Source organism: Nocardiopsis exhalans, assembly GCF_024134545.1.
GTDB classification, from domain to species: domain Bacteria; phylum Actinomycetota; class Actinomycetes; order Streptosporangiales; family Streptosporangiaceae; genus Nocardiopsis; species Nocardiopsis exhalans.
Window position 1 is genome coordinate 4833227 of record NZ_CP099837.1, and the last position, 26008, is coordinate 4859234.

Annotated in this window: 28 protein-coding genes and 1 pseudogene; 21 read left to right on the forward strand and 8 right to left on the reverse strand. The window is 66.3% G+C overall.

Annotation, left to right across the window (positions count from 1 at the left end):
• Positions 1 to 11: 11 nt before the first annotated feature.
• The 3 genes and pseudogenes from NE857_RS21250 to NE857_RS21260 form a co-directional block, all read right to left on the reverse strand.
• Positions 12 to 188, reverse strand: a complete 177-nt coding sequence (locus tag NE857_RS21250; RefSeq protein WP_254417336.1) for a hypothetical protein — start codon at positions 186 to 188, stop codon at positions 12 to 14.
• A 137-nt stretch (positions 189 to 325) separates the two neighbouring features.
• Positions 326 to 424, reverse strand: a pseudogene (locus NE857_RS21255) (metal-sulfur cluster assembly factor); the annotation flags it as partial.
• Between the two features lie 284 nt (positions 425 to 708).
• A complete protein-coding gene (locus NE857_RS21260) occupies positions 709 to 975 on the reverse strand; it encodes a hypothetical protein (protein WP_254417337.1) in 267 nt (88 codons plus the stop codon).
• Between the two features lie 44 nt (positions 976 to 1019).
• Between NE857_RS21260 and NE857_RS21265 the strand changes: the two genes are divergently transcribed.
• The gene (locus NE857_RS21265; protein ID WP_254417338.1) at positions 1020 to 1352 is read left to right on the forward strand and encodes a hypothetical protein; all 333 of its coding nucleotides are present in this window, start codon (positions 1020 to 1022) and stop codon (positions 1350 to 1352) included.
• Positions 1353 to 1361: 9 nt separating this feature from the next.
• Here the strand turns inward: NE857_RS21265 and NE857_RS21270 are convergent, their stop codons facing one another.
• The 3 genes from NE857_RS21270 to NE857_RS21280 form a co-directional block, all read right to left on the reverse strand.
• On the reverse strand, positions 1362 to 1520 hold the full coding sequence (locus NE857_RS21270) for a hypothetical protein (protein ID WP_254417339.1): 159 nt from the start codon (positions 1518 to 1520) through the stop codon (positions 1362 to 1364).
• A 260-nt stretch (positions 1521 to 1780) separates the two neighbouring features.
• The gene (locus NE857_RS21275; protein WP_254417340.1) at positions 1781 to 2059 is read right to left on the reverse strand and encodes a DUF397 domain-containing protein; all 279 of its coding nucleotides are present in this window, start codon (positions 2057 to 2059) and stop codon (positions 1781 to 1783) included.
• Positions 2060 to 2085: 26 nt separating this feature from the next.
• Positions 2086 to 2943: a helix-turn-helix domain-containing protein gene (locus NE857_RS21280; protein ID WP_254417341.1), complete on the reverse strand. Its 858-nt coding sequence runs from the start codon at positions 2941 to 2943 to the stop codon at positions 2086 to 2088.
• Between the two features lie 223 nt (positions 2944 to 3166).
• Here NE857_RS21280 and NE857_RS21285 point away from each other — a divergent pair, with 223 nt between their 5' ends.
• The 7 genes from NE857_RS21285 to tgmC all read left to right on the forward strand — a co-directional run bounded on the left by NE857_RS21285 (position 3167) and on the right by tgmC (position 8586).
• Entirely contained in the window at positions 3167 to 3613 is a 447-nt protein-coding gene (locus tag NE857_RS21285; RefSeq protein ID WP_254417342.1) for an ATP-binding protein, read from the forward strand.
• A gap of 352 nt (positions 3614 to 3965) precedes the next feature.
• Positions 3966 to 4481: a helix-turn-helix domain-containing protein gene (locus NE857_RS34570; RefSeq protein ID WP_363319954.1), complete on the forward strand. Its 516-nt coding sequence runs from the start codon at positions 3966 to 3968 to the stop codon at positions 4479 to 4481.
• A gap of 125 nt (positions 4482 to 4606) precedes the next feature.
• Positions 4607 to 5494, forward strand: coding sequence for a fibroblast growth factor (locus tag NE857_RS21290; protein ID WP_254417343.1), 888 nt, complete (start codon positions 4607 to 4609; stop codon positions 5492 to 5494).
• A 130-nt stretch (positions 5495 to 5624) separates the two neighbouring features.
• A complete protein-coding gene (locus NE857_RS21295; RefSeq protein ID WP_254422057.1) occupies positions 5625 to 5852 on the forward strand; it encodes a helix-turn-helix domain-containing protein in 228 nt (75 codons plus the stop codon).
• A 219-nt stretch (positions 5853 to 6071) separates the two neighbouring features.
• Positions 6072 to 6419 (forward strand): putative ATP-grasp-modified RiPP, encoded by a 348-nt coding sequence (gene tgmA, locus NE857_RS21300; protein WP_254417344.1) that lies wholly within the window; start codon positions 6072 to 6074, stop codon positions 6417 to 6419.
• Entirely contained in the window at positions 6419 to 7399 is a 981-nt protein-coding gene (gene tgmB / locus NE857_RS21305) for an ATP-grasp ribosomal peptide maturase (protein ID WP_254417345.1), read from the forward strand. Before tgmA ends, tgmB begins: the two co-directional genes overlap by 1 nt.
• Positions 7396 to 8586 (forward strand): ATP-grasp peptide maturase system methyltransferase, encoded by a 1191-nt coding sequence (gene tgmC, locus NE857_RS21310; RefSeq protein ID WP_254417346.1) that lies wholly within the window; start codon positions 7396 to 7398, stop codon positions 8584 to 8586. The genes tgmB and tgmC overlap by 4 nt, the downstream gene beginning before the upstream one ends.
• Before the next feature lie 200 nt (positions 8587 to 8786).
• Here the strand turns inward: tgmC and NE857_RS21315 are convergent, their stop codons facing one another.
• Positions 8787 to 9020 (reverse strand): hypothetical protein, encoded by a 234-nt coding sequence (locus tag NE857_RS21315; protein ID WP_254417347.1) that lies wholly within the window; start codon positions 9018 to 9020, stop codon positions 8787 to 8789.
• Between the two features lie 299 nt (positions 9021 to 9319).
• Positions 9320 to 9823, reverse strand: coding sequence for a helix-turn-helix domain-containing protein (locus NE857_RS21320; protein WP_254417348.1), 504 nt, complete (start codon positions 9821 to 9823; stop codon positions 9320 to 9322).
• Between the two features lie 416 nt (positions 9824 to 10239).
• Between NE857_RS21320 and NE857_RS21325 the strand changes: the two genes are divergently transcribed.
• The 13 genes from NE857_RS21325 to NE857_RS21385 all read left to right on the forward strand — a co-directional run bounded on the left by NE857_RS21325 (position 10240) and on the right by NE857_RS21385 (position 25931).
• Positions 10240 to 10596 carry a hypothetical protein gene (locus NE857_RS21325; protein WP_184365019.1) on the forward strand — a complete coding sequence of 119 codons (357 nt, stop codon included), beginning with the start codon at positions 10240 to 10242 and terminating at the stop codon, positions 10594 to 10596.
• Between the two features lie 121 nt (positions 10597 to 10717).
• A complete protein-coding gene (locus tag NE857_RS21330; RefSeq protein WP_254417349.1) occupies positions 10718 to 12019 on the forward strand; it encodes a hypothetical protein in 1302 nt (433 codons plus the stop codon).
• 309 nt (positions 12020 to 12328) lie between these two features.
• Positions 12329 to 14680, forward strand: coding sequence for a phage tail tip lysozyme (locus NE857_RS21335; protein ID WP_254417350.1), 2352 nt, complete (start codon positions 12329 to 12331; stop codon positions 14678 to 14680).
• Positions 14681 to 14839: 159 nt separating this feature from the next.
• Positions 14840 to 15805, forward strand: a complete 966-nt coding sequence (locus NE857_RS21340) for a hypothetical protein (RefSeq protein WP_254417351.1) — start codon at positions 14840 to 14842, stop codon at positions 15803 to 15805.
• On the forward strand, positions 15783 to 16475 hold the full coding sequence (locus tag NE857_RS21345; protein WP_254417352.1) for a hypothetical protein: 693 nt from the start codon (positions 15783 to 15785) through the stop codon (positions 16473 to 16475). The genes NE857_RS21340 and NE857_RS21345 overlap by 23 nt, the downstream gene beginning before the upstream one ends.
• A gap of 77 nt (positions 16476 to 16552) precedes the next feature.
• Positions 16553 to 17383, forward strand: coding sequence for a hypothetical protein (locus tag NE857_RS21350; protein WP_254417353.1), 831 nt, complete (start codon positions 16553 to 16555; stop codon positions 17381 to 17383).
• Complete coding sequence (locus NE857_RS21355) at positions 17380 to 18090, forward strand: hypothetical protein (protein WP_254417354.1); 711 nt, start codon at positions 17380 to 17382, stop codon at positions 18088 to 18090. Before NE857_RS21350 ends, NE857_RS21355 begins: the two co-directional genes overlap by 4 nt.
• A gap of 46 nt (positions 18091 to 18136) precedes the next feature.
• Entirely contained in the window at positions 18137 to 18679 is a 543-nt protein-coding gene (locus NE857_RS21360) for a hypothetical protein (RefSeq protein WP_254417355.1), read from the forward strand.
• Positions 18676 to 19713, forward strand: a complete 1038-nt coding sequence (locus NE857_RS21365) for a hypothetical protein (RefSeq protein ID WP_254417356.1) — start codon at positions 18676 to 18678, stop codon at positions 19711 to 19713. Before NE857_RS21360 ends, NE857_RS21365 begins: the two co-directional genes overlap by 4 nt.
• Before the next feature lie 94 nt (positions 19714 to 19807).
• Entirely contained in the window at positions 19808 to 22069 is a 2262-nt protein-coding gene (gene mobL / locus NE857_RS21370) for a relaxase MobL (protein WP_254417357.1), read from the forward strand.
• 142 nt (positions 22070 to 22211) lie between these two features.
• On the forward strand, positions 22212 to 22763 hold the full coding sequence (locus NE857_RS21375) for a hypothetical protein (RefSeq protein WP_254417358.1): 552 nt from the start codon (positions 22212 to 22214) through the stop codon (positions 22761 to 22763).
• A gap of 580 nt (positions 22764 to 23343) precedes the next feature.
• Complete coding sequence (locus tag NE857_RS21380; protein ID WP_254417359.1) at positions 23344 to 24018, forward strand: hypothetical protein; 675 nt, start codon at positions 23344 to 23346, stop codon at positions 24016 to 24018.
• A 143-nt stretch (positions 24019 to 24161) separates the two neighbouring features.
• On the forward strand, positions 24162 to 25931 hold the full coding sequence (locus tag NE857_RS21385; protein WP_254417360.1) for an AAA family ATPase: 1770 nt from the start codon (positions 24162 to 24164) through the stop codon (positions 25929 to 25931).
• Positions 25932 to 26008: the final 77 nt, after the last annotated feature.

Below are 26008 nucleotides of genomic sequence, written 5' to 3' on the forward strand. Positions count from 1 at the left end.
ACCTTTCCCTGCTACGCGAAGGCCAGGATCAGGGCCCAGCCCACAGCGAAGAAGACGAGGACGGACACCGCCAGGACGCGGAGGAGCACCGTGCGCGCGGTGCTGCGGCGACGCGAGAACACCAGGACCAGATACCACAGGCTCAAGGGGGCCCCGGCCAGCGCGACCAGCACCATCGTCCAGAGCACGGCCTCAACGGGTACTCCTGCTCACTGGCCGGGGCCCGCACCCCGGCAGCACCGTGCCCGGGCAACACGAAGGGCCGGGTCCCCGGAAACTCGTCCCGAAAACCCGGCCCCGCGCACGTCGGATCAGATAACGCTGATCAGACGTTGAAGCCCAGCATGCGCAGCTGGTCCCGACCGTCGTCGGTGATCTTGTCCGGACCCCACGGCGGCATCCAGACCCAGTTGATCTTGACGTCGGGGTCGCTCAATATGCCTCTTACCTGACCATATGTGGTGACGGAGATCCGGTGTGGACCAAATACCGCACAGGATCCCGCACAGTGCCCGGAAACGATGCGCGGGGTGGTTCGCTCTGGAGATGATGGGTGATCACGGGTGATGTCCGATTCTGAAGTCAAGGGCGAAGCGCCTCGGGAACTCAGATTGTCGATCTCATGAAAACTCTCGGAGGATCGCTGACACTCGGGCGGTGACCTCATGGGACCGAGCGAAGATCATCTCCCTCTCGTCGTAGTTGATCTTACAGACCGGCGATCGGAGCTGAGGTGGTGATGCCGCTGTTGGCTCGGATCCAACGAGTAGCTGACGCACGACAGAGATGATCATGGATAGCGATGGCGGGTGCATCCGGGAAGTACGGGTCGATCAGCCCCAGCAATAGATGGCCAGCAGCAGGCCCCGTCACATGCACCGCGAACTGCTGCCGAGAGTCAAGAAGCTGCTCGGGCACGCTCCGGACGCTTCGCTGCAGCGGGTGATCAACCTTCAGGAAGAAGAGCGGCAGCATCGAGCTCAGATGGCGGACCGCGGGCTCGATGCTTCACTGGCGTGGTGGAATTACCCAGTTGCCCCCAGGGCGAACTGTGGCTGTTTGTCGACACGGCGACGGGGCTGCCGGCGCGGCCCAAGATGCACAACGACCGCTGGCGCAGGATCCGCCGGTGGGTCAATGAGAACAATCCCGAGAACGCGTGGCCGCGCACGATCGTCTACCGCAACCTCCGCCATCACGCGGCGACGAAGTGGTTCCACGAGGAGCTCGAGGAGTCGTGGGAGGTGGTCGCGCAGTACCTCGGGGACAAGCTCACGACGGTCCTTAACCACTACGTCCGCACCGACGAGGACACCCTGCGCGACTCGGTGCGCAAGCTTGAGTCCCAGTAGAGGTAAGGCTCAGGCGCTGTCCTCTCCGAAGACGAGGACGGGCATCGGACCGTAGTCCTCGAACCCGGCCATCGACTCGTCGTAGACCTCAGCGGAGGCGGCGTCATCGTAGGCCTCCGCCAGGCCCGCGCCGTGCACGCCGAGAATGCCTTCCCAGTCGAATCCCATGCCTTCGAGGCTATCCGAACTCTGCGAGCACACCCGCGACTCAGGCGAGGACCTCGTCGGCCCGCGCATGGATCTCGGCCTCCTCCTCGGGACCGACCTGCCGAAGAGGCTTCGTCACATTGTGTCCACAAGGTAGGCCATCGTGAGACCTCCAGACAGCAGCGGACCCCCAAGACGGAAGGGTCTTGAGGGTCCAGAGGGGTGAGTGTGGCCGGTAAGAGCACAGGGGCACCCTGGGACATGGCGATTGTGGGTCCGGGCTAGCTGACCGTCGCCACGTTCTTCATCGCGGCGAGCAGCACCTCGCTGTCGAACTCGCCGTTCTTCACGCCTTCCACGAAGGCGTCCCACTCGGCGCGGGTGTACACCAGCGCGGGCTGGTCAGGGTTCTTCGAGTCGCGCACCACGAAGACCTCGTCCTCAACGGTCTTGTTCTCCACGGTCACGTCTCGGCCCGGGAGCGCGGCCACCTCGACGCAGGCTCCGCCGTTGTTACCGCTTCTGCGAGCCTTGCGCCACTGGGCACGGGACTGGTCCATCAGGGATTCCTGTGCTTTCTCGTTGATCACTTCAGGTCTTTTCCAGCCTGCTTGAGGAGGGTCAGCGACTCTGCGCCGCTGAGCGCCTTTTCACGCAGGTGGTCAAACATCAGGCTATACCGCCCCACCTGGTCGGGCTTCTCTACGTAGAGACTTCCCGTTTGGGACTCCTGATACGCCACATCCGGATCGTCCGCGCCAGGGAACTCCAGGAGGGTGAAGGCGCCGAGCATCGAAGCGTGCTCGCCAGCCCTGAACGGGAGGATCTGGAGCGTGACGTTTCGACGCCCCGCCAGGTTAATCAGATGCTGGATCTGCTCGCGCATGATGTCCGGTCCGCCCACCTGGCGACGGATCACGGCCTCATCGAGAATCATCCACAGCCCGAGCGGAGCGTCGTCTGCGGTGACTCGGGCCTGACGAGCGAGCCGGACTTCGACCTTGCGCTCGATCCCGTCATCGCTGTCGGTCAACGGCGCGGTGGACAGGATCGCGCGCATGTACGCCTCGGTCTGGAGCAACCCCGGCACCAGTGACATCTGGTATTCCCGGATGCCGCTGGCCGCATCCTCCAAGCCGATGTAGAAGCTGAACCAAGAGGGCAAGTCCTGCCCGTACTCGTGCCACCAGCCCTTCTCCGTGGCCTTCTTCGCCAGCTCCATCAGCGCGTCGAACTCCTCGCCGGTCACGCCGTACAGGTTGAGGAGTCGCTTGACGTCACGAGGGATGACGCGGCTCTTGTCGTTCTCGATTCTGTACATCTTCGATTCCGACCAGCCCATGGGTTCGTAGACCTCTTCCCATGTCAGACCGGCCTTCTCTCGATGCCTTCGCAGCTCCCCGGTCAGTCGCCGGGTGCGCACCGTCGGGATGTGCTTGCCCATGGGGCGAACATTACACGCCCCAGTCAGATGACAGGTTTCATTGAACCCCTTGCATGTGACTGACCTTACATGCATTCTTGCTTCCAGTGACCGAACGTCTCTGAGCGTTTCCGAACGGACACAACCGAGGGTGATCTGTGTGGGCAAGGTGATCGAGTTGCACGGAGGCAGCACGCCATCCGACCTGAGGTTGCCGCCCCCACGCCGTGTCACTAACGGGTCCATGCGGTCACCCATCGTCACCGGCCACTCCCTGCCCATGGGGGACGCAGTCGCGGTGTATGGCCTACGGCAACTGGCTGCTGTGGCTCGGCGGTGGGTCCGTACCTACGCCGGACGGCGCATCGATGAGAACGACACCCTTGCGCTCCTCACCACCGAGCTGTTCGCGAACGCGGTTCGCCACAGCCGTAGCGGACAGCCCGGTGGTGAGGTCGTCATCGTGGTCAGCAAGACCGGCATGACCACTCAGGTCAAGGTCGTGGACGACGGTCCTCTGGAGCCCGGGGCAGGGCCGCGGCTCAAGGACGTCGATGTGGAGGCCGGCGAAGGTGAGCTCGGCGGGTTCGGTCTCCGGCTGGTCGCCGACATGGCGACCCGGTGGGGGGTCCTCTACGAGGAGGGCCACACCACTGTGTGGTTCGACATCGACCGAGACGACGAGCGGTGAGCCATGGCCTGGGACCACAAGGACGACGATCCGCAACGAAGGATCGCCCGTGACCTCCAGAAGCACGTCGGGCCCACGTGGCTCGTCTTCTGGGGGTCGGGGAGCCGGAAGTTCTGGGCGTTCCTGCGCGGTGGAGCCCACGCCCTGATTCTGGACGCCCCCACACCTCAGGGCCTTTTCGATCAGATCCAACGACACCAGCCATAGGTAGGAAGAGCGAGCACGGATGGTTCTCTGCACCAACTGCGGGCGTCCCCGCCGCGATGGAGCCCCCGATCTACGCTGCCGCTGCATACCCGACGGGGTGTGGAGAGAGTCCGAGATGATCGCTCATGTTGAACGCATGGACGTCATGGGGGTCGTTCGCCACCTACGCCCCCACCCGTCTACTCGACACCTGTCCCAGACCGCGCTCGCCCGGATGGTGGGTGTCAGCCAGTCCACCATCTCCGGATGGGAGACCGGAAGAAGGCGTCAAGATGTCCGCCACGCAGCCGAGGCCCTCCACAGGTTGGGCGCACCTGGAGTTCGGTGGGGGCGGCGATGGCTACTGCCTGAGGATCTCACCGCTGGGACAGAACCAGAACTCCATCCCGCCACAGTCGCTGAGGACGCATCCCCGCGCGTGGTGATCACCGTCCCGATGCCCATCGACGTCCAGGTGATAGACCCCCACCAAGCTCACACCACCGGCTATGTCGGGGCCGTCGCGTTCGTGACCGACCAAAACGGCCCCCGACTGATCGTCACTGCCGACACGACCTGGGGAATGAACAGTGCTCCTGACGGAGCCACCGCTTGGTTCGCCCTCAACCCCCTTGGACAACCCGCCACAAGACCACTTCGTTCGCCTACCGATGCCCCTTGACCGGCGTGGCGGCGCGGTTGACCGTGCCAGGCCGCAGCACCACGGGACCGTCCCCCTTGGCCCCGTTCGAGTTCCCGCGCCGTCACGCCTCACCAACCGAATCAAAGACAGGAAGACCCCCACAGGTGACCACTCCCACGCTCGCTGATGCGGAACAGAGCAGTGCCCACCTCATCGACGTCTACTTGCCGCTCGCCCAAGCCGCAGACCGCAAGATCAACCCCCGCCGGTGGGTCCTGGCGGACTACGACAGCGCGGCCCACGAGGCGTTCGACTCCTACGAGGACGCCCTCACCTGGATGGACGCGGCGGCCCATGTGATCCGGGGATGCATCCGCATCGCGAACGCGACCGGCCGCCACGAAGACGTCTGGAAGCTCGCCGAGGCGTTGTCGGGGTGGCTCCACATCCGCAAGGACTTTCGTCTGTGGAGGATCACCCACGAGATCGGTGAGGAATCGGCCCGCGAGTGCGGCGCTGCCGCACACGCTCGGATGCTGGCCGCTCTGGGCGAATGCCACCTGTGGATGGAGGAAACCAGCGTCGCGGAGGCCTACCTCCAGCGGGCACACGCGCGCTGGGTCGAGGCCGATCACGCCCTGGGGCGGGCGTCCTGCCTGGAAGCGCTCGGGACCGTGACGATGAAGAAGGGTGACGTGGCGCGTGCCCGAGATCTGGTCACCACGGCACGGGGGATGTTCGCCGAGCAAGGCCGAGAACGTGGAGTCATCCTCATGACTCGGCGCATCGGCGAGACCTACCTGGCCGAGGAGAAGCACCAGCAGGCGCTGAGGGAGCTGGAGCACGCCTACCACTGGTTCCGCGTCGAAGGGGACCTCTACCAGCAGGTCCGCACCGGGCGAAGCCTGGTGATCGCTCTGGGAGGGGTGGGGCGTGCGGGCGAAGCCCAGCGTCTGCTCCAGGACCTCATCGGAATCGCCGAGGCGATCGGGGCGCACAGCGACGCCGCCGAGCTTTCCCGCATGATCGAGCCGGTCACGTCGGGAACCTGAACGCCGTCCGGCCAGAGCCAGACCCCCTCTGATCGGACGGCACGTGGCGGCGGGGGTGGGGCCGGTGCTGGGCGCCCTGGCCGAGGGGACTACCCCCGCTGCTGCACCTCCTAGGAAAGAGACGGTGATGATGTCCCACACCTTGAAACCGGACGATGCCCTGCGCCCGGGGGAGGTCGCCCGCCTCATGGGCGTCCACCACAGGACGGTCATCCGCTGGGCCGACACGGGAAAGATCCCGCACTTTCGGACCACGGGCGGACATCGGCGCTTCAGGCGTCAGCACGTGGATTCGCTGATCGCGGAGCGGTTGAACCCTGGCAACCCAAAACCTTCCAGCGTTCGCGGTCTGAGCTGAACCGGACTCTCCGGCGAGGCCGCCATAGCGGCCAAGGCCGGAGGCTGAACCCCGTCTGGCCTTAGGGAAGGCTCACCCACGGCCAGACGGGTATCACGCAGCGGTGGGAGATGGCCACTGAGGTCACCGGTGAGGGGATCATCTCCCACCGCTGCCACACACGCCGGACACGGGGAAGGACTCCCAGCGTCCGGCTCCCTCAACGGAAGGAACGACACGATGGACACTGCCACTCACCCCCTGCTGGAGTCTCCCGACGGAGAGTCCCGAGCGAGCATCGCCCGCGTCGGCGACGCCTTCCCCCTGGACCCGACCGCATCCATCTGGGAAGCGAGCACTGAGGCCCGAACCCAGGTCCGCCCGTGGGGTCTGCGCTACGCGGTGACCCCCCAGGCCCGTGCAGAGGTCGTCGAATCGGCGGAGCGCTTCGTGTACGACCCGGTGAAGCAGATGAGCGTGGACCGCCTCACCGGTCAGCCCTGCGGCAAGCGCGGCAGCGGCACCAAGGAGACCACGGGCAACACGGACAACCAGGGTCCCTCGGGTGAGGAAACCTCCACCGACTGATGACCGATTGCGCAACACGGAAGGCGGTGCTCGTCCTCACCAACACCGAAGACGGCACCGCCGACCCCGTGATTCACCGCCTTCAGGAGAGGGACGTTCCCGTGGTCCGTATGGACCCCGGGGACTTCCCCGCCACGATGACGATCGAAGCCTCCTTGGACGGCGAGGCGTGGAAGGGCTCGGTTCACGACGCCTTCCGAGGTGTTGACCTGGCCTCGGTGCGCAGCGTCTACTACCGGCGCCCCAGCCAGTTCACCTTGACCGATGGCATGTCCGGCCCCGAACAGCGCTGGGCCTACCGAGAGGCCCGCATGGGCTTCGGGGGTGTGCTGCTCGCACTGGACTGCCTGTGGATCAACCGACCCGAGCGGATGGGCGCAGCAGAATACAAGCCAGTCCAGCTCACCACAGCACTTCGGTCTGGGCTCACCGTCCCCCGAACGCTGATCACGAACGTGCCCGAGAACGCCACCGACTGGGCCACGGTTCAGCCCGGCCCGGTGATCTACAAGCCCTTGGGCGGTGCCTTCCACGTCGAGGAGGGCAAGACGCACATCGTCTACGCCAACCAGGTCAAGGACCTGGAAGCCCTGCGGGACCCGTCCCTGTCACTGACGGCGCACTGCTTTCAGCAGTGGGTGGACAAGGACCACGAAGCGCGCGTCGTCATCGTCGGTGACGACCTGTTCGCCGTGGCGATCCGCACCGCATCCGAGTCCGCGCACATCGACTGGCGAAGCGACTACGCCTCGCACGAGTACGAAGTCGTGGAACCTCCTGCCGAGGTCAGCGAAGGGCTGCGACGCTACATGAACGCTCTCGGGTTGACCTACGGCGCAGCCGACTTCGTCATCTCCCCCGATGGCACCTGGACCTTCTTGGAGGTCAACCCCAACGGCGAATGGGGATGGCTCGCCGATGACTGCGACCTGCCCATCGGCGAGTCCATCGCTGCACTACTGGAGAAAGGGCACTGTTGAACGAATACCAACAGGCATTGTCGGACCTGGTCGATGAACTGATCAGGGACGGAGAGCTCGAAGAGGGGACACACCTGACCGAGGCGTTCCGCACGGTCAACAGGGGCGCGTTCGTCCCCGCGTTCGCTCTACACGACCTGACCGATCAGGGAGTGCGCTATCGGTTGGTGGACGGGAGTCTGCCCGAGCAGCGCGACGAATGGGCGCGGCACGTCTACTCCAACGAGACCCTCATCATCGAGATCAACGGCGAACCCGTCGCCCAGGCCCTCCCTGATGGGACAGGAACCGGCCGGTGGACGAGTTCGTCCACGATGCCGAGCCTCATGGCACGTCACCTGCGGGAACTCGACCTGGAAGCCAACCCCCGTGTCCTGGAGATCGGGGTTGGTTCGGGATACAACTCCGCGATCATGTGTGAGGTCCTGGGCGACCAACACGTCACGAGCATCGACATCTCTCCCCAGCTCGTCCACGACGCAAGCCGGGATCTGGCCGCACAGGGCTACCAGCCGACCGTCGCCGTCCACGACGGCCACCAGGGGTATCCCGACCGGGCTCCGTATGACCGGATCACTTCCACGACAGCGTTCACTCACGTGCCACCACGGTGGATCGAGCAGGTCGCTCCCGGTGGGATGATCCTGGTCAACATCGCCGGTGGGACCGGTGGAGCGGTGGTCAAACTCCGTGTGGAGGACGGCGTTGCCGAAGGAAGGTTCTTGCCGCAGTGGGCGGGGTTCATGCCTGCGCGCAGCCACCGACCACGCGAGCGGGCATCGGTGGACGACACGGGAGACCAGAGCTGGACCGGGCTGGACCCGAAGGGCATGGCTGAGAGCCATCGGGTCGAGGCGTTCATCGCGCAGCTCGCCACGGTGGACGCGAACACGGTCACCACGCAGACACCTGACGGCGTTTCGCTGTTGTTCATGGAGGGCGCGGATGGTGCTTGGGCCGAGGTGGAGATGACCGCCGCAGGCGGTGAGTACCGAGTCGATCAGGGCGGCCCTCGGCGGTTGTGGGACCAGGTGGAACCGGCCCACCAGTGGTGGCAGGAACACGGGCGGCCGGACTGGAGCGCCTTCGGTGTGACCGCTACCCCGGAGGGTCAGACCGTTTGGTTCGAGTCACCGGAGGGTCCGGATCACTGGGCGCTGCCGGTTCCCGAGAAATCCACCCCATAAGTCTCCGCTCCGCAGTAGTCACAGACGGCTGGGCCTTGCTCGGTAAGCCGGGTGAGGCCCTTCGTCTTGCACTGCGGACACCGTTCAGCAAGCCGACGCACCCCCAACAGCGGCACCAGGGCGCGGCGGGCGGCACGGGTGGCCCTGAGCGTGGCTCTGGCCGACGCGACGCCGCCCAACGCCGCTAATCGGGCTACGGGTCAGGTTGCTCTGCCGGTGAGCCGGTTCGCGGCCGGGGTCCCTGCGTCGGAGTCGCACATGAGGGAGCGCGACCAGTTGTAGTTGGCACCGACGACCTTGATCCACGACCAGGTCGCGCAGACCGGGCAGCCACCGGCATCCTCGGCGCAGTCGATGGTCGGCCGCAACCGCTCGAGCCGGTCCGGGGTCAGCGTGCTGGCCTGCGGCCGGGACTGCCCCAGCCCTCCGTGCAAGGCCGGAGCGAGAAGGCCGCCAACTAAGGGCAGTCGGCGTAGGCGCAGTTGGGAGAGCCAACCGGCGTCGGGGTGGTCGAAGAGCACGGTGCCACGGGCCAGGAGGCGACGCAGAGAGCTCTTGGATCCGCCCTGTGTTCGGCGAACCGGGCACCTGCAACCAGGCCAGGCGCAACGGTGCGAGCCCGGAGGAAATTATGCGTGCCGACAGATGGAAGAAGGCCGAGACGGTCGACGTCTACGACCGCGAGCTGAACCCGGTGGCGCGCAACTCCGTGATGAGACTAGAGCTGTAGGCCTCAGTCCTCGTCCTCCCAAGTTGGCTCCTCACGCTTCCAGCCGCGGCCCCCGTTCTCCTCGAGGGGGACGCGGGCGTCGATGGCCTCGGCCAGCTCCGGGTCGAGCGGGGGCGTGGACGGCTGGGCGCGGGCCAGCTGGATGCGCTCGTCGGTTAGCGCCTTAATGGCGACGGTGAGCCGGTCGATCTCGGCCCGCGAGCGGCTCCACTGGCCCTCTGCGGCGGCGAGCTCGGTGAGGTACTCGTGCAGACGCCGCTGGTTCTCCTCCGCTGGGTCCTCGACCAGGAGCATCACCAGAGGCAAGTCGAGGGCCTGGGCGGCGGCGACGGCCTCGTCGAGGCGCACGGCCCTCTGTTCCTGCTCGATGCGGGTCACGGCCGAGGGGTCGACCTTGGTGCCGAGGACGACGGCCATGCGCCGGGCGAGCTCCGCCTGGCTGATCTCGGCGCGCTCACGCTCAGTGCGCAGGCGGCGGGCGAAGAAGTCGGACGGCATGTGTGTCATCGGTTGATGGCCTCTTTCAAGGGTGATGCGCAGGCGGCACGACAGTGTGCAAATCGCACTGTACACACATTCTCGTGTGCCGATCGCACTGATTTACCAACTCGTCCACACCGACCCAGGCAGACCTCACCGCCTCGATCAACATGTTGCCGATTAGATAGAACCATCCAGATCGTCTATTGATCACCATTCGAATGGTGTAGATTCTCGATTGAGAACGCACACATGAACGAGGACGACGGCGAGACGACCGACGATGTGACCGAGGAGCACCCACCCACCCTCGACTAATCGAATGATAGACAGACACGATCATGTGGTCATTACACGCTTGCCAATCAAGCGAGTGAATCGTCTATGCCAGTCGGTGGCCTGTCAGGTGTGCATCGGAGACGGAAAGGCGAGAGGAAGACATCATGACGACGATCAACGAAGCGGGGGTGCACACCATCCCGCTGCCGAGCGCGGCCTGGGACATCGGCAGCTTTCTGGAGAACGCGACCGGCACGATCCAGGGCTGGGGCGGCTCCGTGCTGATCCTGTTCGGCTGCATCGGGCTCATTTGGGGCGGCGTAGTGCTCCTCCTCAAACTCATCGCCAGCCCGCAGAAGGAGCAGCAGCAAGCCGGCTGGGGCAAGATCGCGCTCCTGATACTCGTCGGCGGCGCTCTCTTCACCGGCGGCTTCAACATCGTCCAGACCGTCGGGTCCGGCGGCCAGCAAACCATCGAGGAGCTCGGCGGCGGGTCCGTCATCATCTCCACCTGGGACTGACCGGGACCACGACACAGGCCATCAGCGATCGGGACGGGTCGGTCGGGGCCATGCGGCCTCAGCCGACCCGATCCGTCATTCGCGCATCGAGAGGGAAAGCGGCGCAGGGGTGTAGACGGACATGGCGTTCAAAGACACGATCATTGCCTTCGGCAAAAGGTTCAAGCTCGACTCGCACCACACGATGGAGCGCTTCGGTGTGGTGTGCGGGATCTTCGCAGTCACGGCGGTGGCCGTCTTCGGCGGGTCAGCCTTCTCCGCCTGGAACTCCGGCAAAGAGGCCCTGACCGACACCTCGTTGTACACCCCGACGTTCACGACGTCGAAGACGAAGCTCAAGGGCGACGTCGACGGGGTGTACACGAACGAGCTGGGAAACAAGGCCTTGTTGATCATGCACTTCAACAAGGGCGCGAAGATCTCCTACAACGCCGCCGACTACCAGGGCTTCCTTATGGGCTCTGACGAGAATCTCAACACTGAGACGGTCTCGACGCCGGGCATCTCCTGGTCCTTCCACGTCTTCGGCTCCACCGGCTACGTCGGCGTCCTCCTCGAGGCCGACGAACCCTTCGCCCAGCAGGTGCTCAACCTAACGATGCGGGCCAACCAGGAACTGTCGTTCAGGGAGGCCGACGACAAGCCCGCCGACGAGCTGGCCGGGGACAACTCCTTCGCCCAGCACGACCAGTGGCGGGTCTTCTTCAACCCCGGAGCGCGGAAGACGGAGACGATCGCCTCGCTCGACGCGGCGACCTTCGACCCGGCCCGGGCCTTCTACGACGTGGTCTTGAAGTCGGACGAGCAGACGGCGCGCGAAGCCCTGGACTCCAAGCTCGTCGAGATGCGCACCGCACTGTCGCGCATCGACTCCTACACCACGGACCTCGAGACGACGAAAGTCGACGGCCTCTTCCTGCGCCCGCCGCAGGTGCCCGACCTCATCGCTGGCGACGCGGTCACCGGTGAGTCCAAGTCCGAGTCGGAGAACGGCAAGTCGAACCTGGCGCTGACGACGAAGACTGTCGTGCCCGGAGGGTTCGACTTCAACTGGCGGTCGGGCAATGTCTACGACGGCTACCTCGACGTCCTGGTCCCGGTCGGTCAGAGCTATGGCGAGTTCTTGTCGCAAAAGTCGATCGAGAGCACGGACGAGCGCGATTTCGGAGTGGGCGACATCGAGTGGACGCTCTCGGACGGGTCCTCGTTGGTGCAGGACTACCGCACCTCGGACGTGACCATGCGGCCGCTGACCAACGTCATGAACAACCTCTCGCAGGCCTACGCCGACTACTACTCCGCCAAGAACGAGTACCAGTCGAGCCTCCTGTTCGACCTACTGGCCCTCGACATCGATCTGCGCGATGTGCAGTCGAACAGCTCGGTCAACAGTGACGAGGAGCTCTTCTTCATCAATTACTGACCCTCGGCCCGACGGAGCCGGAAAGGAGCATCGATGGCCACGCAGCGGCCGAAGGGTACGGACGAGCCGAACGGTCCAGGGCAGAATACGTCGGCTTCTGACGGCAAGGCTCCCGCGCCCTCCTCGCCCAGGGGATCTCGGTCGAGCACGTCGACGGAATCGGGGCCTCAGCAGGCGCAGTCCGGCGGAGCAGGGAGAGGCGCCAAGAGCCTCGGGCCCGCCCCAGCAGCCCCAGCCTCGACCGGGGGCTCCGGTCCCTCCGACAGGGCCGGATCGAAGCCCTTGCCAGGAGATGGGGACCCGAACGGCGTGAAGCCCGCGGGAGAGGGCGCGTCGGCGGCCAAGGCTGCCGATGGCGCTCAGGCGTTGGGCAAGGCCGATAAGGCATCGAAGGGTCTCGACGGGGCCGGTGCCAACCTCGCGGGATCGGCCGCGCAGAAGGCAATCGAGGGCGACGGCGACTCCAAGGGGCGCAGGACGGCGGGACGCTACGCCGGCTCGGCCGTCTCCGGAGCGATCGGCGGTGCCCAGAAGGGCGCGGCCGCAGGCGGGGTCGGGGCGCTGCCCGGCGCTGTCATCGGCGCGGCCAAGGGCGTCGCGGTCGAGGGCGGCAAGGACGCGATCAAGGGTGGGAAGAAGGCCCTTGGCGCGGGCGGGACTGGCTATGCCCGCGAGCAGCAGGACCAGGAATCCCCGGGCTCGAAGGCCGCCAAGGGTGTCGCGGTGGCGGGCGGCATCGCCGCCGCTCCTCCGGCCGGGGCCCTCCTCGCACTCATGTCCCTGCTCAAGTGGCTGAAGATGCTGATGATGCAGGTGGCCGCGGCGGCGCTGGGCTTCCTGCAGTCGGTGCTGGCCTGGGTGCTGGCGGTTCCGCAGATGATCGGAGCGGTCATCGGCGGCGTCTTCGGCGCGATCGGATCGGCCATCGCCAGCGTCGTCGTGACGGTCGTGGGTATCACCATCGCCCCTGCAGTGGCGACCGCATCGGCAGTGGTGGCCGTGGTCGCGGCGATCGCGCTGGTGGCGGGCATGCTCGCCAGCGCCGTCATCGACTCCCAGGCGGCGGCGCACGGAGACGGGGGTGGGCGCTCCTCTCACAGCTGCATTGTCAACACCGGGTCAGGCCCGATCAGCGTCGGCGACATCGACTCGGACCAGGAGGCGCACGCCCAGGCGGTGTACAAGGTGCTCTCGGGTATGGGCATGCCCGACGAGAACATCGCCGGGATCCTTGGCAACTGGGAAATCGAATCCGAGCTCGACCCGACCGGCGTCGAGGGTATCTATGACGAGCCTTACGACCTAGGCCCGAAGAAGAAGGCCAAGCTCGACGGCGGCGGGACGAACTACGGGATCGGCCTTGGCCAGTGGACGGCCGACCGTCACACCAAGCTGCTGGAGTACGCCGAGGCGGCGGGCGGCCAGTGGTACGACATGGAGATCCAGCTGTCGTTCATGACCGATCCCGACGGCGACAACCCCTCGGACGTGGCGATTGTCAAGGGCATGGTCTCCGAGAAGAAGGGCTCGCCCTCGGAGGCGGCCGAGTACTTCCTCACTGAGTGGGAGCGGGCCGGCGTGCCCGCCCTCGACGCTCGCCAGGAGGCGGCCGAGAAGTGGTTCAAGGCCATGGATGGTTGGGAGGAGGGCACCGGATCCGACTCGATCGACGTCGAGCCCGTCAGCGACCGCCCCGAGCAGCTCGACCTCGGGCCGGTCAAGCCGCATGTACAGAAGGCAGCTGACCTCATCTACTCGAAGTTCAAGGACGGGCCGGGATCCGGCATCGAGGTCGCTTGGGGCTACCGCAGCGGCGGCGGCTCATACGACGATAACGCCCACGGCCACCACGTCGGCCTGGCCGTGGACTTCATGGTCGCGCTCGATGGCGAAGGCAAGAAGACCGGCGACGCGCTGGCGAAGTACGTCATCGACAACCACAAGGAGCTCGGCAACGTCCGGTACCTGATCTGGCAGCAGCGGATCTGGAACTTCAGCGCGGGCGACACTGACTGGCAGCCGATGGAGGACCGCGGCTCTCCGACGCAGAACCATATGGACCACCCGCATGTGAGCTGGAACTCGTCCGGCTCGGTCACCGACGTCGCCCCGGTCTCGACCGTCTCCTGCTCCGGCGGGGACTCCGACGGCGACGGCGGGGGCGGGGGCACGGTCGGTCTCGAGGACGGCGGTATTGACCTCAAGGACGCCGAGAGGCTCATGGAGCTGTACATCGAGGAGGCTGACGAGGTCCTGGGCGAGGTGTTCGCCGGTGGAGGCGGACCGTTCAAGTGCAACGGTTCCTACGTGCAGAACTGCACCTCGTTCTCGTGGTACTTCGCGCACAAGTACGCGGGGTGGGACAAGGGGTACGCGAGCAACAACGGCAAGGACACCGCCCGTGTCATGGCTCAGCTGCTGGGCACGGAGGCCTCGAACACGCCGACCCCGTACTCGGTCTTCTCCCACGGCAACTCTTCGGCTGCCGGTCACACGGGCGTTGTCCTCGGCGTCGACGGCGATCGGATCCTCATCGGCGAGGCCGCCTACTGTGCCTTCCCCGGCCGTGCCCGGTGGGTCGAGGCCAGCGAATGGAAGAATGCCGGCTGGTCGTTCACCGATCTCTCCGACCGCATCGAGGGAGGTGAGGTGAAGGTCTGATCGAGTACAGGCCGTGTCTTCGGCCCGTGATCGCTTCGAGCGGTCACGGGCCCTTTCACATCTCGACGCCGAATGGTCGCACCACTCGGATTCTAATGATCTTTCACGATATGATTAAGTCATCTTTCAATGAGAACAGATAATCATGGAGGATCGAGTGTGAGCAGAGACGGGGATGCCGACCCGCAGCCGGACGAGGGCCAGGGGACCCTCTCAGACCGCGGCCTGTCGGTGAGGGCGAAACTGAAGGCCATCGCGGCCAACCGCAGGCCGGTGCGGAGGATGAGCGGCGCAGAGCTGGAGTCGGCCTTTGACGGTTGGGCCATCGAGAAGCGGGCGCAGCTGGCCGCGCGCACGCCCGAGGACAACGCCCGTGCCCTGCGCAAGGCAGGCGTGGCCACCATCGGCACTCTGATCCTCACCCTGCTCGCGGCCGCGGCCGTGTCCGAGGAGGGCTACCGGGCCCAGCAGGCCGAAAACTCCGAGCGGATCGCATCACTGACGCAGGAAGTCGCCCACGCCGAGGAGCCTCGGAACGACGAGGAGTCCAAGGCCGCACTCACCGCCCTGGCCACAGACGTCTCCGAGAAGGCCGAGTCGGTCGCGAAGGAACAGCAGGGCTTCATCGATCTCTACCTCAGGGCCGCATCGGCCCCCACACCCGGCGACGGCGCTCCGAGTCCGGAGATGGAGGAGGTGGCCGAGCACCGCCGAGCGCTGGCACCATATTTCGCCGACGAGACCCTCGTCCTCGACGACACCGAGGCCTACCAGTGGTCAACGGCCGTCTCGCACGGCCCGGGCACGATCGATCCCCGCTACGCCTGGTACGTCCGCCATGACGGGCGCACTCCGTCGCCGGAGTCCGCCTCGATCTGGGCCGTGGAGTCGGCGATGCCCGTCGTGGGTGAGGAGAGCATGGCCCACGCGGTGTGGACGTGCACCGACACGAAAACCGAGGACGTACTGGCGTGGGCGAGCGCCGACTTCGACGGCGAGACGGGCACGTTCGTCGATTTCGCTCTCGTCGTCACCACCGCCGGCGCCGAGCACCTGAGCACCGACGAGTCCAGCATCACGCCGAAGAAGGACGGGGGACGAAGTGAGCGTGCGGCCGACGACTGATCGACCGGGGTTCCTCCGGCGCAACCTCTGGGTGCTCATAACCGCCACGGTGCTCGTGGCCGCGTGCGTCGGAGCGGGACTGCAGCAGATGGAGCGCAGCCGCGGGCTCGACGCCCAGTCCAGGGAGATCGCTGGCCTCGAAAGGCGGCTGGCCACGGCCCGGGCCGCCGAGGACGAGGCCGCCGAGATCAACACCTACGAGGCCCTCGGAGTGACGAAGTCGAGGCTGGTTACCGACCGGGCGGTCATCGACGATGTGCTCGCTACGGCCTTCACCTGGCACGACGGCCAGTCCTACGAGGCGGCCCGGGCGAACCTCGTCGACAGCTTTGGCCTCGACGAGAAGGACCCTTTCCTCACCGAGTTCATGCCGCCGGCAACCCGCACCGTCGTCGACGGCACGAGCCAGTACTACATCGACGCCGTGGGCCTGGTCTTCTCCCTCGGCAAGAACGTCAACGTCGACCCGATGAGGGTCACCGGCAGGGATTACGAGTACGCCGTGGTGGCCGACATCGACGTGAGCTCGAGCCACGTGCGCCCTGGCTCCGACGGGACAACGCCGACCGAGACGAGGCGGATGCTTTTGCGCATCACCGTCGACGACGAGGGGGAGGTCACGGCGCTGACGAGCGCCCCTCCCTCGGAGAGGACTCAGTCGAGTCGATGACCACCCATCCATCATTAAATGATTGACCTTCATGCGATTAGTTTGGCAAATGAGTGAAAGAGTGATTCGAGGCATAAATGGCGTCAACAAAGGCGAAGAAGACCGCCGCCGATGAGGACCTGGCCGAGGCCGCTCCGCGGCGGACGTTCGTCACGCCCGCCAACAGGCGAGTCAAGGTGAAGCCGGGGCCGGACGGAGACGAGCCCTCGCACGAGGGTTCGCAGGACAACGAAGAGCTGCTGACCACCCGTGCCGTGGTGGCCGGAGTGATCATGCTCGTGATCGCCCTCGTCGCTGGTGTGCTCGCCTTCGGCTCCTCTGGCTCGAACGGTCCTGAAATGAGCAGAGCTGACACGAAGGAGATCTTCGACCTGCGCGAGGAGATCCACCTCGCCGAGGCCCGCGCTGAAGAGCTGCCCAAGGGCCGAGACGCCGAGCGCGGACTCCTCAAGGCGATGGCCGCGGCCGACCGAGTCGCGGCCCTGCAGAACGACTACCGGCAGCTCACGCCACGGATCGAGGCTGCCGACGGCGTGCTCGACCCCGTGCTGGTGGCCTCGACCCGCCGCGACCTCACTCCCCTGTTCACACCTTCAGTCGACGCCTCAGCGCTTGACCCCTGGTACCTGCTCGCCTCCGACGCCTCGGTACCGGAAGCCGTGGGCATCCCCGCCAGCTTCGACTCAGGCTTCGCGTGGATCGCGGCGACCCCGGCCACCGTCGAGGTCGACGGAATGATCCCGGTGACCTGGCAGGCCATCGAGCGCCACCCCGCCAAGGGCCAGGACCCGGCGGTGCTCGCCTGGGCGTCGGCGGACTACGACCTCACCGGCCAGACCTTCTCGGAGGTCCGCACCGGCATGACGGTCCAGGGCGCAGCCCGCGTCATGGAGGTGAAGCAGGGATGAAGCAGAACCTGGGCGCATGGATGAAGAAGCGCGCCAACACCGTCTTCCTCAGCATTTGCGCCAGCCTCCTGGCACTGTCCGTGGCCAGCCTGGTCATGACACTGAGCCCCGGCGACCAGGCCTCGTCGACCGAGCAGGCCGCGGGTATCAAGGCCGGACTGGTCGAGGACAAGGAGGGGGCCGAGCGCGAGCTGGCAGCCAAGCACTCCGAGCTGCTCGCCGAGCTCGGCGGGATCGACGCGGACAGGATCAAGCGCGACCAAAGGGTCATCAGAACCTTCGTGCTTGCGCTGGCCGAGGCACCGGCGTCGTCAAGGTCGGTGCGCGATGAACAGATCAGCCTCGATGCCCGCTGGGACGTCCTCGGACCGGACTCACGCACACTCACCGAGTTCCTGCCCGAGTGGATGGCCACGGGCGAGGGCCGGCACTTCCGGTTGACCGACCTCGACATCCAGGTCGCGGGCATCAGCGGCCTCGACTACAGCTACACCGCCCTGGCACGGCTCAAGCCGAACGAGGGCGGGGCCCAGTTCGTCTTTGTGACCGCGACGACCAAGCAGGATGGCGCGCTCACCGAGGCCGTAGCCTACCGAGCCTCGAACGCGAGCCGGGCGGGGCTCGAGGCCGCGGACGGAGACCAGGCGACGAAGGACGAGAGTGCTGAGCCAACGACCGAACCCTCGGCAGGAGACGGCGAGGACTGATCGACGCCCACCCAAGACGACCAAGAACGAAAAGGGCGAGGACGTGATGACACTGACCGCCGAGCGCACCGAGACGACCGTCGATACCGAGAAGACGGACTACACACCCCGCTCGGAACTGCCGGACAAGGAGCCCCGCCCGAGCCTGGGCAGGCGACTGCTCGACGACCTCAAGGGGGCGAACAAGCCCAAGAGGCGGGCGACAAAGAAGAAGCACTGGGCCAAGGCCGGGTTCATCCGCGCCTCGATCCTCGTCTTTGACTGGCTGCTCATATTCACGACCGCCACCTCGCTCGTGCCCGCCCTGGGCGCGTGGCTGCACATGGAGTCGGGAGCGGCCGGGCCCGGCGTGGGCGTCGACGGCCTCATTGCGGTGTGGCTGGTGCCGCTGTTGTTCGTCGTCGGGATGCTCATGATCGGCGAGGTCGCGATCATGCGGGCCCTGTGGCGGGCCGGGACACGAAAGATCGAGCGGATGCGCACGCAGCTGGAGTCCGAAGACGACGGTCCTGAGCGTGCCCGCCCGGGGCGGGAGAAGACCACCACGAGCAGTGGAAGCAAGCGGAGGAAACGGAAGCGGAGGAAATGATGCGGACTGCAGGGCTGACGATGGCCGACGTGTGGGCCGAGCGCGTACTCAACCTGAGAGGGGTCCAGACCCAACGCTTCGAGCGGATCCCGGCCACGGTCGGGGTGCTCGTCGACACGATCGAGCTGGCCCACCACGGACCGGACCTGAAGTACCGGCCCTACCTGCACGCTATCGGCGAGATGCGCACCATCGCACTGCCCGAGGGGATGCCCCACGGGCTGACCGAGCTGACGTATCCGGTCGGCTCGGAGCAGATCGACGTGTTCTATGAGTTCGACGACGCCCAGCTCGTCCACCTGGCTCAGAAGGGCTACTTCCAGCCCAGCTTCCGCGTGCCTGACGGGCGGGTCACCGGTGTGGAATGGGAGCTACCAGCTGAGATCGACGCGGTCGTGCTCTCCCCCGACCTCGGTGTCGACGGCGGCCAGTGGCCGGTCGTCTTCGCCCACGTCCACCGTCGCGGCGACCTGCCCGCCAGCCTGGAGACCTCCGGCTACGACCTGGCCGCCTATTTCGACGACTTCTCCCGTTCTGGGGTCGAGGTTGCCGACAAGCGCACGGTGGACATCCGCTCCGGCGAGCTCGACAGCCTTTTCGGCGAGGACATCTACGACGTCGAGTCCGTTCGCGAGGTCGGCGAGGCTGTCGCCGACCTCACGGCCGTCGACGAGTTCGCCGGGCGCAGGCAGGAGATCGAGGACGCCATCGAGGCCGAGCGCCAGGCGTTCCAGGCCGGACTGGCTGCAGAGGAGGGCACGCCCGAGCACCTCTATGCCCAGCAGGTGGCGTCCTCGCTGGTCGAGAGCGACGAGGACGAGAGGGACGGCGACCGGGAAAGGGCCGGGCGGACGGTCCCGTCGCCGGTGCGTGGGCCGGCCGTCGAGGCGGACCCGGGAGACGTCGACTTCGGCTTCGGCGACGAGGTCTTCCCCTCGACTGGCCCGTCCTCGCTCGAGCGACGCAAGGCCGAGGTCGCCGCCCGCGCCGCCGAGCTCGATCAGGCGTCGAACGAGGACGGACGGGAGTACTGAGGCTCGCACGGGCGCTACACCAGACCGACCAGCCCCGGAACACGTGGACTTCATTCGCAGGCCGGGGCTGGTCCCAACAAGGGGGCCCAGTGCCATGCCACTGAAGACGGACATCGTCGTGGTCAACGAGTTCAGCGTCCCCCTGCCCGGAGGTAAGGGCTCGCGCGGGGGGACGCCGGGGGCGTATGTGACCCGGTACATGGCCCGAGAAGGGGCGACCGAGTCCCTGGCACCGATCCAGCGCCTGCGCACCGACGACTTCATCCTGCGCTACATGGCGCGCGACTCGGCGGTGGAGCGGATGCCCTCGCGCCGGGAGGCGAAGTACGAGATGCGCCAGGCCCAGGGAGATGGGGGTGTGGCCTTCGGCTACGGCTCGGTGTCGCTGTCCGACGAGCAGCTGGAGTCCGCCAGCGCCGACATCCAGCGCCTCTTCGAGGGCGGGCACACGGTGATGAAGACCGTGCTGTCCTTCGACGAGGCCTATCTCAAGCGCCACGGCATCGTCGATCCCGACTTCCACTGTGAGAAGGCCGGCGACTACCGCGGCCATCTCGACCAGATGAAGCTGCGGATGGCGATCATACACGGGCTCGAGAGGATGGCCTCGGGCACCGGCGGCTACGACGACCTCCGCTACGTCGGGGTCGTGCAGGTCGACACCGAGCACGTCCACTGCCACCTGGCCATGGTCGACGCCGGCCCGGGGCGGCGGGCCAAGGACGGCACGCAAAAAGGCAAGCTGCTCGACCGGCACAAGGCCCGCCTGCGCCGGGGCATCGACGCCTGGCTCGACGAGAAGCAGCCCGTGGCCCACCTGTCCAGCGCGGTCGGCTATGAGCGGCGCAATGTCACGACCTACATCAAGCGCTGGGCCCACGACCGGATCCGGACCGAGGCCCTGCCGCAGTTCGTCCTCGCCTGCCTGCCGGTCGACCGGAGCCTGTGGCGAGCCGGGTCAAGGGCGGCGTCGATGCGCAAGGCCAATGCGCTGGTGACCGAACTGGTAACCGAGCAGCTGGCCCGCCCCGGCTCGCCGATGCCAGCGGCCATGGAGCGCATCCGCGACTACGCCGACCACCGACGGGCCAACGAGGACTTGTCGACCAAGCAGTGGCAGGCGCTCATCAACCGAGGTCGATCCCAGATCGTCGAGCGCGCCGTCAACGGCGTCTACCAGCTGCTGCGAACCATGTCCGCCGAGGAGCTGACGGTGCGCACCCCGATGCTCGAGCTCATGGGGATGGACTACGAGCGCATGGCCGTCGCTGCCGCCGACGAGCAGGCCCAGGGCGAAAGGGCTGACGACCTCATCTTCTTCGGCTTCCGTCTGCGCAGCTATTCCTCGCGCCTGGCCCACCACCGCCGCCAGGCCGAGCACAACCGCAGGCTCGCCCTGCGCTGGGAGCGCTCGGACGCCGCCGACGTCGCCGCAGCACACTCGCGCCCCCTCTACGACCACTACCGCTTCGAGCAGCGCTGGCACGAGCAGGTGATGGCCAAGTACCAGCACTTCCTGCCCTTCCTCGCCGATTCCAGCGCCTGGCACGAGGAGCAGCAGGCCCTCTCCGACTACGGTGCCCGACTCCTGTCTCTGATGGGCCTGCGCGCCGACGCCTCGCTGGCGCGGATGAAGGACGGCGAGGAGGCTGAGCGGATCGGTCGGCAGGTCTACGACCAGCCCGGGGGGCGGCACCTGACCCAGGGCAGGGCTGGGCGGGCCGTCCTCGACGGCCGGATCGCGACGATGAAGCGGGTCTACGACGAACGGGTCGCCGAGCTGCGCAGCCGGTTGTCGGGCTCAGGTCTCGTTCTCGAGCTCGGCGTCGACGAGACCAGGGCCGATGCCGTCACCGACGCGGCAGTCATCGTCGAGGGAGCCAGCCACGACTTCGCGGAGGTCAAGGCCCTTGACCTCCATCACCTCGGCTACGACTTCGTCTCCGACGTAGAGGTCGGGCAAAGGGCCGGACGGGCGTTCCTGGCCGCAGCACGGACTCGGAGGCAGCTGGTCTTGGCAGCGATGGACTACCTCGAGGGCTCGGATCAGTCGGCGACGATCGTCGAGCTGCCCGTCGACGACGTGGCGGCGATGACGCACACGGCGCGGGCGCTGTCGGCGGGGTGGGCCGAGATGGGCAGGTTCGTTCTACCTTCGCGCATCGCCGAGCTGCGGACGGAGCAGGAGGGGGCCGAGGCGGCACGCCGGTCGAAGGCGTCCCCGCTCGACGCCGAGCTGGCGGTGCGGGTTACTGCCCGGGTGGACCAGGCCGTACTCGAAGCGAGTGCCGCACCATCTGATGCCACCCAGGATCGTCAGCACGCCCCCTCCAGGTCGGGCCCAACAAAAGACTAAGAACCATCATTCAATGGTTGCCAATGATCTATCTTAGTACTATCGTGATAAGTGTTCGATGGCGACTAAGTTGATCGATTCGGACGACGTCACTGATCATGACCGACCTGATGACAGGCGGATTGAATAAAAGGGAACGATCATGGCTTATCTCCCGGGCGAAGGCGCGATGACCAACATCAACCTCATCGTCAAGACCCACTTCAACAACGTCACCAAGAACGGCAAGAGCCAGTTCCTCGACGCGATGGTCGACCACAGGGACCCTCGCGGCCCCGGCCAGAGCAACCTCCACCTGGTCTCGCGGAAGCAGGAGCGCGACGGCAAGACCTATCACAACAACGGCGCAGGCTACTCGATGGACCAGTTCGAGAAGATCAAGGCCGCCGCCGGGCCCAACGTCGAGCCCGTCACCAACAAGGATGGCGAACCGATCGGCGCGGCCTTCGCGGTCAAGGCCAGCGTCATGCCGGCCAAGGACGGCCTGATCATCAACACCAACAAGGAGATCGGCCAGTCCGACTTCAAGATGGGGCCGAACACCCTCAACGACCAGTTCGGGTCGATGAAGGCGGCAAAGCAGGCCCGTCAGGCCGAGAAGGCCACCGAGGCCCAGCAGGCGCAGACCGCCCAGCCCGAAGCGATCCCGGCCCCCGCGGCGTCGGTCGCCGAGCCGGAGCCCTCGATCGGCTGATCGGGACCGGGCTCACGAACGGAAGGTCCGCACCGGGATGTATTCCCGGGATGCGGGCCTTCGCCCATTTCGAAGGGTTTATGCCTGTGAGAGGAGACATGACATAGGACCCGAACAGATCGGGATGCCATCACTGATGGACGCGGCGAAGGCCTTGCTGGACGACTCGGTGCACCCCACGTCAGCCGAGCAGGCCCCGGAGTCCTAGACCTACCCGTACAAGTTCGAGATCGACGAGACCGCCCCTCAACAGGTGGCCAATGAGTGCAAGCCGGTTCTCGGCGAGTGAAGGAGTGTGGAGACGATGGCAAGAATCGACACCGGTGACGTGCCGATCTACGGAGGACCCGCGACCGGGGCGCGCCATGAGACCAAGACCGGCCGCGTGCCCATCTACGGTAGGGATGAGAGGACTCCCCCGCCCTCGCGCGCAGTCAGGCACGACGAAAGGACGGGCGACGTCCCTGTCTACGGACGCTCCGGGGCGGGAGCGGACCAAGGGGCGAGGGCCGGGGACATGCCGGGCTACAGCCCGGCTTCGGGACGGGGTCGGCCTCAGAAGCCATCGCGGACCGAGCGGGTGGAGACCGAGAGGCAGATGCTGTCGGCGGGCCTCAAGGGCGGGGTCACCGGCAGCAAGCTGGGGGCGAAGGCGGGATCGGTCGTGCCGGGCCTGGGCACGGGAGTCGGAACGGTGATCGGAGCGGCTGCCGGGGCGAGCGTGGGTCAGGCCAATACCGCGAGGAAGGCCGGAAACCCGGGTCGAGCCTTCATCACGGCGATGCCGCTGGGCGGAGTCGTCGGGGGCGCGGTCAACGCCAAGCTCGCCAAGGACGTGCGGAGGGCCAGGGAGATCGAGCAGGCCGAGGCGCGGCCGGCCCAGCCGGACAGCGCGGAAGTGCCGACGAAGAAGCCGCCGATCAGCCAGCGGATCAAGGATTCGAAGGTCGGCCAGCCGGTCCAGTCCGAGAGCTTCAGGGACGCGGCTACCGCCGCTGACCGGGCGCGTGCCTTCGATGCGCAGGCCAAGGGCGCCGCCGCGGTGAGAAAGGGAGCGGCCACCGACGCCTACTGCGGTGTGCGTGCGGAGATGGCGAACCGGTCCCGCGCCCAGGCCGAGCCCGAGGCGACCGACGAGTGGCTGTCGTACACCGCATCGCGGACACGATCGGCAGGTCGGCCGGTCTCCGAGACGTACGACTACCGGTTCGAGGGCCAGGGCCAGCAGGGCGTCGGCCGGGAGTACGGCGACTGAGGCGCAGGGCTGGGGGCCACCCAAAGGCCCCCGGGGAGTTGCTCCACGAATCCTTTCATAGAGGAATCACAATGGCCTATTTCGATAGTGTTTTTACTGGTGTTTCAATTGAAACAGTCAGATGGTCGGGGGCGATCCGGTAGATGTTCAACGACGAGAGGCGTGATGCGGCCTATCCGACCCTGTCGAAGCTGTCGGACCCCCTCAAGCCGGCCGAGCGCGAGATCGTCGGCCGCAAGCGGGAGCAGATGCAGGTCATGGCGGGAATGGCGCGGCCCGAGCTGTCGAACGTGCTGCTGCTGGCCGAGGCCGGCACAGGCAAGACCGCGCTCGTCCAAGCGGTGTCGGTCCAGGATTCGCAGCGCCGCTACCTCGAAGTCGACCCCGCGCGGATGATCGCCGAGGCAGGCGATGGCCAGCAGATGGCCGCCCTGCTCAAGCGCTTCTTCGACGAGGCCGAGGAGTTCCACCGGGTCGAACAAGAAGAGCTCGTGCTCTTCATCGACGAGTTCCACCAGATCATCCAGCTCTCCGACGCCGCGACCGAGGCGATCAAACCGGTGCTGGCGGCCTCGGGCACGCGCGGGATCCGGATCATCGCGGCGACGACTTATGAGGAGTTCCACAAGCACATCTCGTCGAATCAGCCGCTCGTCGAGCGCCTCCAGCGCATCAACCTCTCCCAACCGGACCAGGCGACGACAGTCAAGATCCTCAAGGGGATGGCCGGGCGCTACGGTGTCGCCGACCAGTTCTACGACGACCACATCTTCCAGCAGATCTACGAGTACACCCAGCGCTACATCCCGGCCAGCTCTCAGCCGCGAAAGTCGATCCTCGTGCTCGACTCGATGGTCGGCTGGCACCGGATCACCGGCCGGGCCATGGACCGCGAGCTGCTCGCCGACGTGATCATGGAGTCGACGGGCAACAACGTCGACGTCCGCGTCGACGGGGCGAGGATCAAGGCCGAGCTCGACGAACGGGTGTTTAGCCAGGACCTTGCCACGGGCATGCTCGCCCGTCGCCTGCAGCTGTCGGTGGCCGACCTCAATGACAAGACCAAGCCGAGAGCTTCCTTTGTATTCACTGGGAGTACAGGCACTGGTAAGACGGAAACGGTCAAGCAGCTGGCGAACCTCATCTTCGGCGACGACGAGCGACACCTCATCCGATTCGACATGACCGAGTACGCGAGCGAGGAATCCTACGCGGTATTCCGCTCGGAGCTGACGAAGCGGGTGTGGGACCGGCCCTACTCCGTGCTGCTCTTCGACGAGATCGAGAAGGCGAACTCGATCGTCACGCGCATCCTGCTCCAGGTTCTCGACGACGGTCGGCTCTCCGACGACAACAACCGGACCGTGAGTTTCCTCAACACCTACATCGTGCTCACCACCAACGCAGGCTCTGAGATCTACAAGACGATCGCCAACTACGCCTCCTCTGACACCGGTTCCGGCGAGAACCTTGTCGAGTATCAGAAGCTCATCCGGCGCTCCATCTCGCAGACGACCGGAGGCAACCGTTTCCCACCCGAGCTGCTGGGCCGCATTGACGCGATCGTGCCCTTCCAGCCACTGTCCGAGGAGACCCAGAAGAAGATCGTCGCTGGCAAGTTGCGCGGGGTCGTCCAAGAGGTCGCCGTCAAACACAACGTGCGGGTCGATGTCTCCAAGAAGGTGTTGCAATACCTCGTCGAAGACAAAGGCGAGTCGGACTCTGATGCTGGCGGCGCACGCGCCGCGGTCGCTAAGCTCACCGACGAGGTGACCACTAGCATCGCGACGTTCATCAACGAGCACCCCGCCGAACGACGGGTCCGGGTCGAGGTCGCAGGGAAGCTCGTCAGCGACCACAAGCGCCTGCTCAAGTCCGATGCGCGCATCGTCGTCAGCGCCCATCGAGGCTGAATTTCGTAGGTCGGCGTCTTGCCTCCCTTTTACCTGAGGCCGGCGAGGCAGTCGTGCCACGTGAAGCGACCAGCCCT

Bases quoted from the DNA above. Each gene is read 5' to 3' on its own strand.
- NE857_RS21260 (WP_254417337.1), bottom strand. From the start codon at position 975: ATGCTGCCGCTCTTCTTCCTGAAGGTTGATCACCCGCTGCAGCGAAGC.
- NE857_RS21270 (WP_254417339.1), bottom strand. From the start codon at position 1,520: ATGGGATTCGACTGGGAAGGCATTCTCGGCGTGCACGGCGCGGGCCTG.
- NE857_RS21275 (WP_254417340.1), bottom strand. From the start codon at position 2,059: ATGGACCAGTCCCGTGCCCAGTGGCGCAAGGCTCGCAGAAGCGGTAAC.
- NE857_RS21280 (WP_254417341.1), bottom strand. From the start codon at position 2,943: ATGGGCAAGCACATCCCGACGGTGCGCACCCGGCGACTGACCGGGGAG.
- NE857_RS21285 (WP_254417342.1), top strand. From the start codon at position 3,167: ATGCGGTCACCCATCGTCACCGGCCACTCCCTGCCCATGGGGGACGCA.
- NE857_RS34570 (WP_363319954.1), top strand. From the start codon at position 3,966: ATGGGGGTCGTTCGCCACCTACGCCCCCACCCGTCTACTCGACACCTG.
- NE857_RS21295 (WP_254422057.1), top strand. From the start codon at position 5,625: ATGTCCCACACCTTGAAACCGGACGATGCCCTGCGCCCGGGGGAGGTC.
- tgmA (WP_254417344.1), top strand. From the start codon at position 6,072: ATGGACACTGCCACTCACCCCCTGCTGGAGTCTCCCGACGGAGAGTCC.
- tgmB (WP_254417345.1), top strand. From the start codon at position 6,419: ATGACCGATTGCGCAACACGGAAGGCGGTGCTCGTCCTCACCAACACC.
- NE857_RS21320 (WP_254417348.1), bottom strand. From the start codon at position 9,823: ATGACACACATGCCGTCCGACTTCTTCGCCCGCCGCCTGCGCACTGAG.
- NE857_RS21325 (WP_184365019.1), top strand. From the start codon at position 10,240: ATGACGACGATCAACGAAGCGGGGGTGCACACCATCCCGCTGCCGAGC.
- NE857_RS21330 (WP_254417349.1), top strand. From the start codon at position 10,718: ATGGCGTTCAAAGACACGATCATTGCCTTCGGCAAAAGGTTCAAGCTC.
- NE857_RS21350 (WP_254417353.1), top strand. From the start codon at position 16,553: ATGGCGTCAACAAAGGCGAAGAAGACCGCCGCCGATGAGGACCTGGCC.
- NE857_RS21355 (WP_254417354.1), top strand. From the start codon at position 17,380: ATGAAGCAGAACCTGGGCGCATGGATGAAGAAGCGCGCCAACACCGTC.
- NE857_RS21360 (WP_254417355.1), top strand. From the start codon at position 18,137: ATGACACTGACCGCCGAGCGCACCGAGACGACCGTCGATACCGAGAAG.
- NE857_RS21365 (WP_254417356.1), top strand. From the start codon at position 18,676: ATGATGCGGACTGCAGGGCTGACGATGGCCGACGTGTGGGCCGAGCGC.
- mobL (WP_254417357.1), top strand. From the start codon at position 19,808: ATGCCACTGAAGACGGACATCGTCGTGGTCAACGAGTTCAGCGTCCCC.
- NE857_RS21375 (WP_254417358.1), top strand. From the start codon at position 22,212: ATGGCTTATCTCCCGGGCGAAGGCGCGATGACCAACATCAACCTCATC.
- NE857_RS21385 (WP_254417360.1), top strand. From the start codon at position 24,162: ATGTTCAACGACGAGAGGCGTGATGCGGCCTATCCGACCCTGTCGAAG.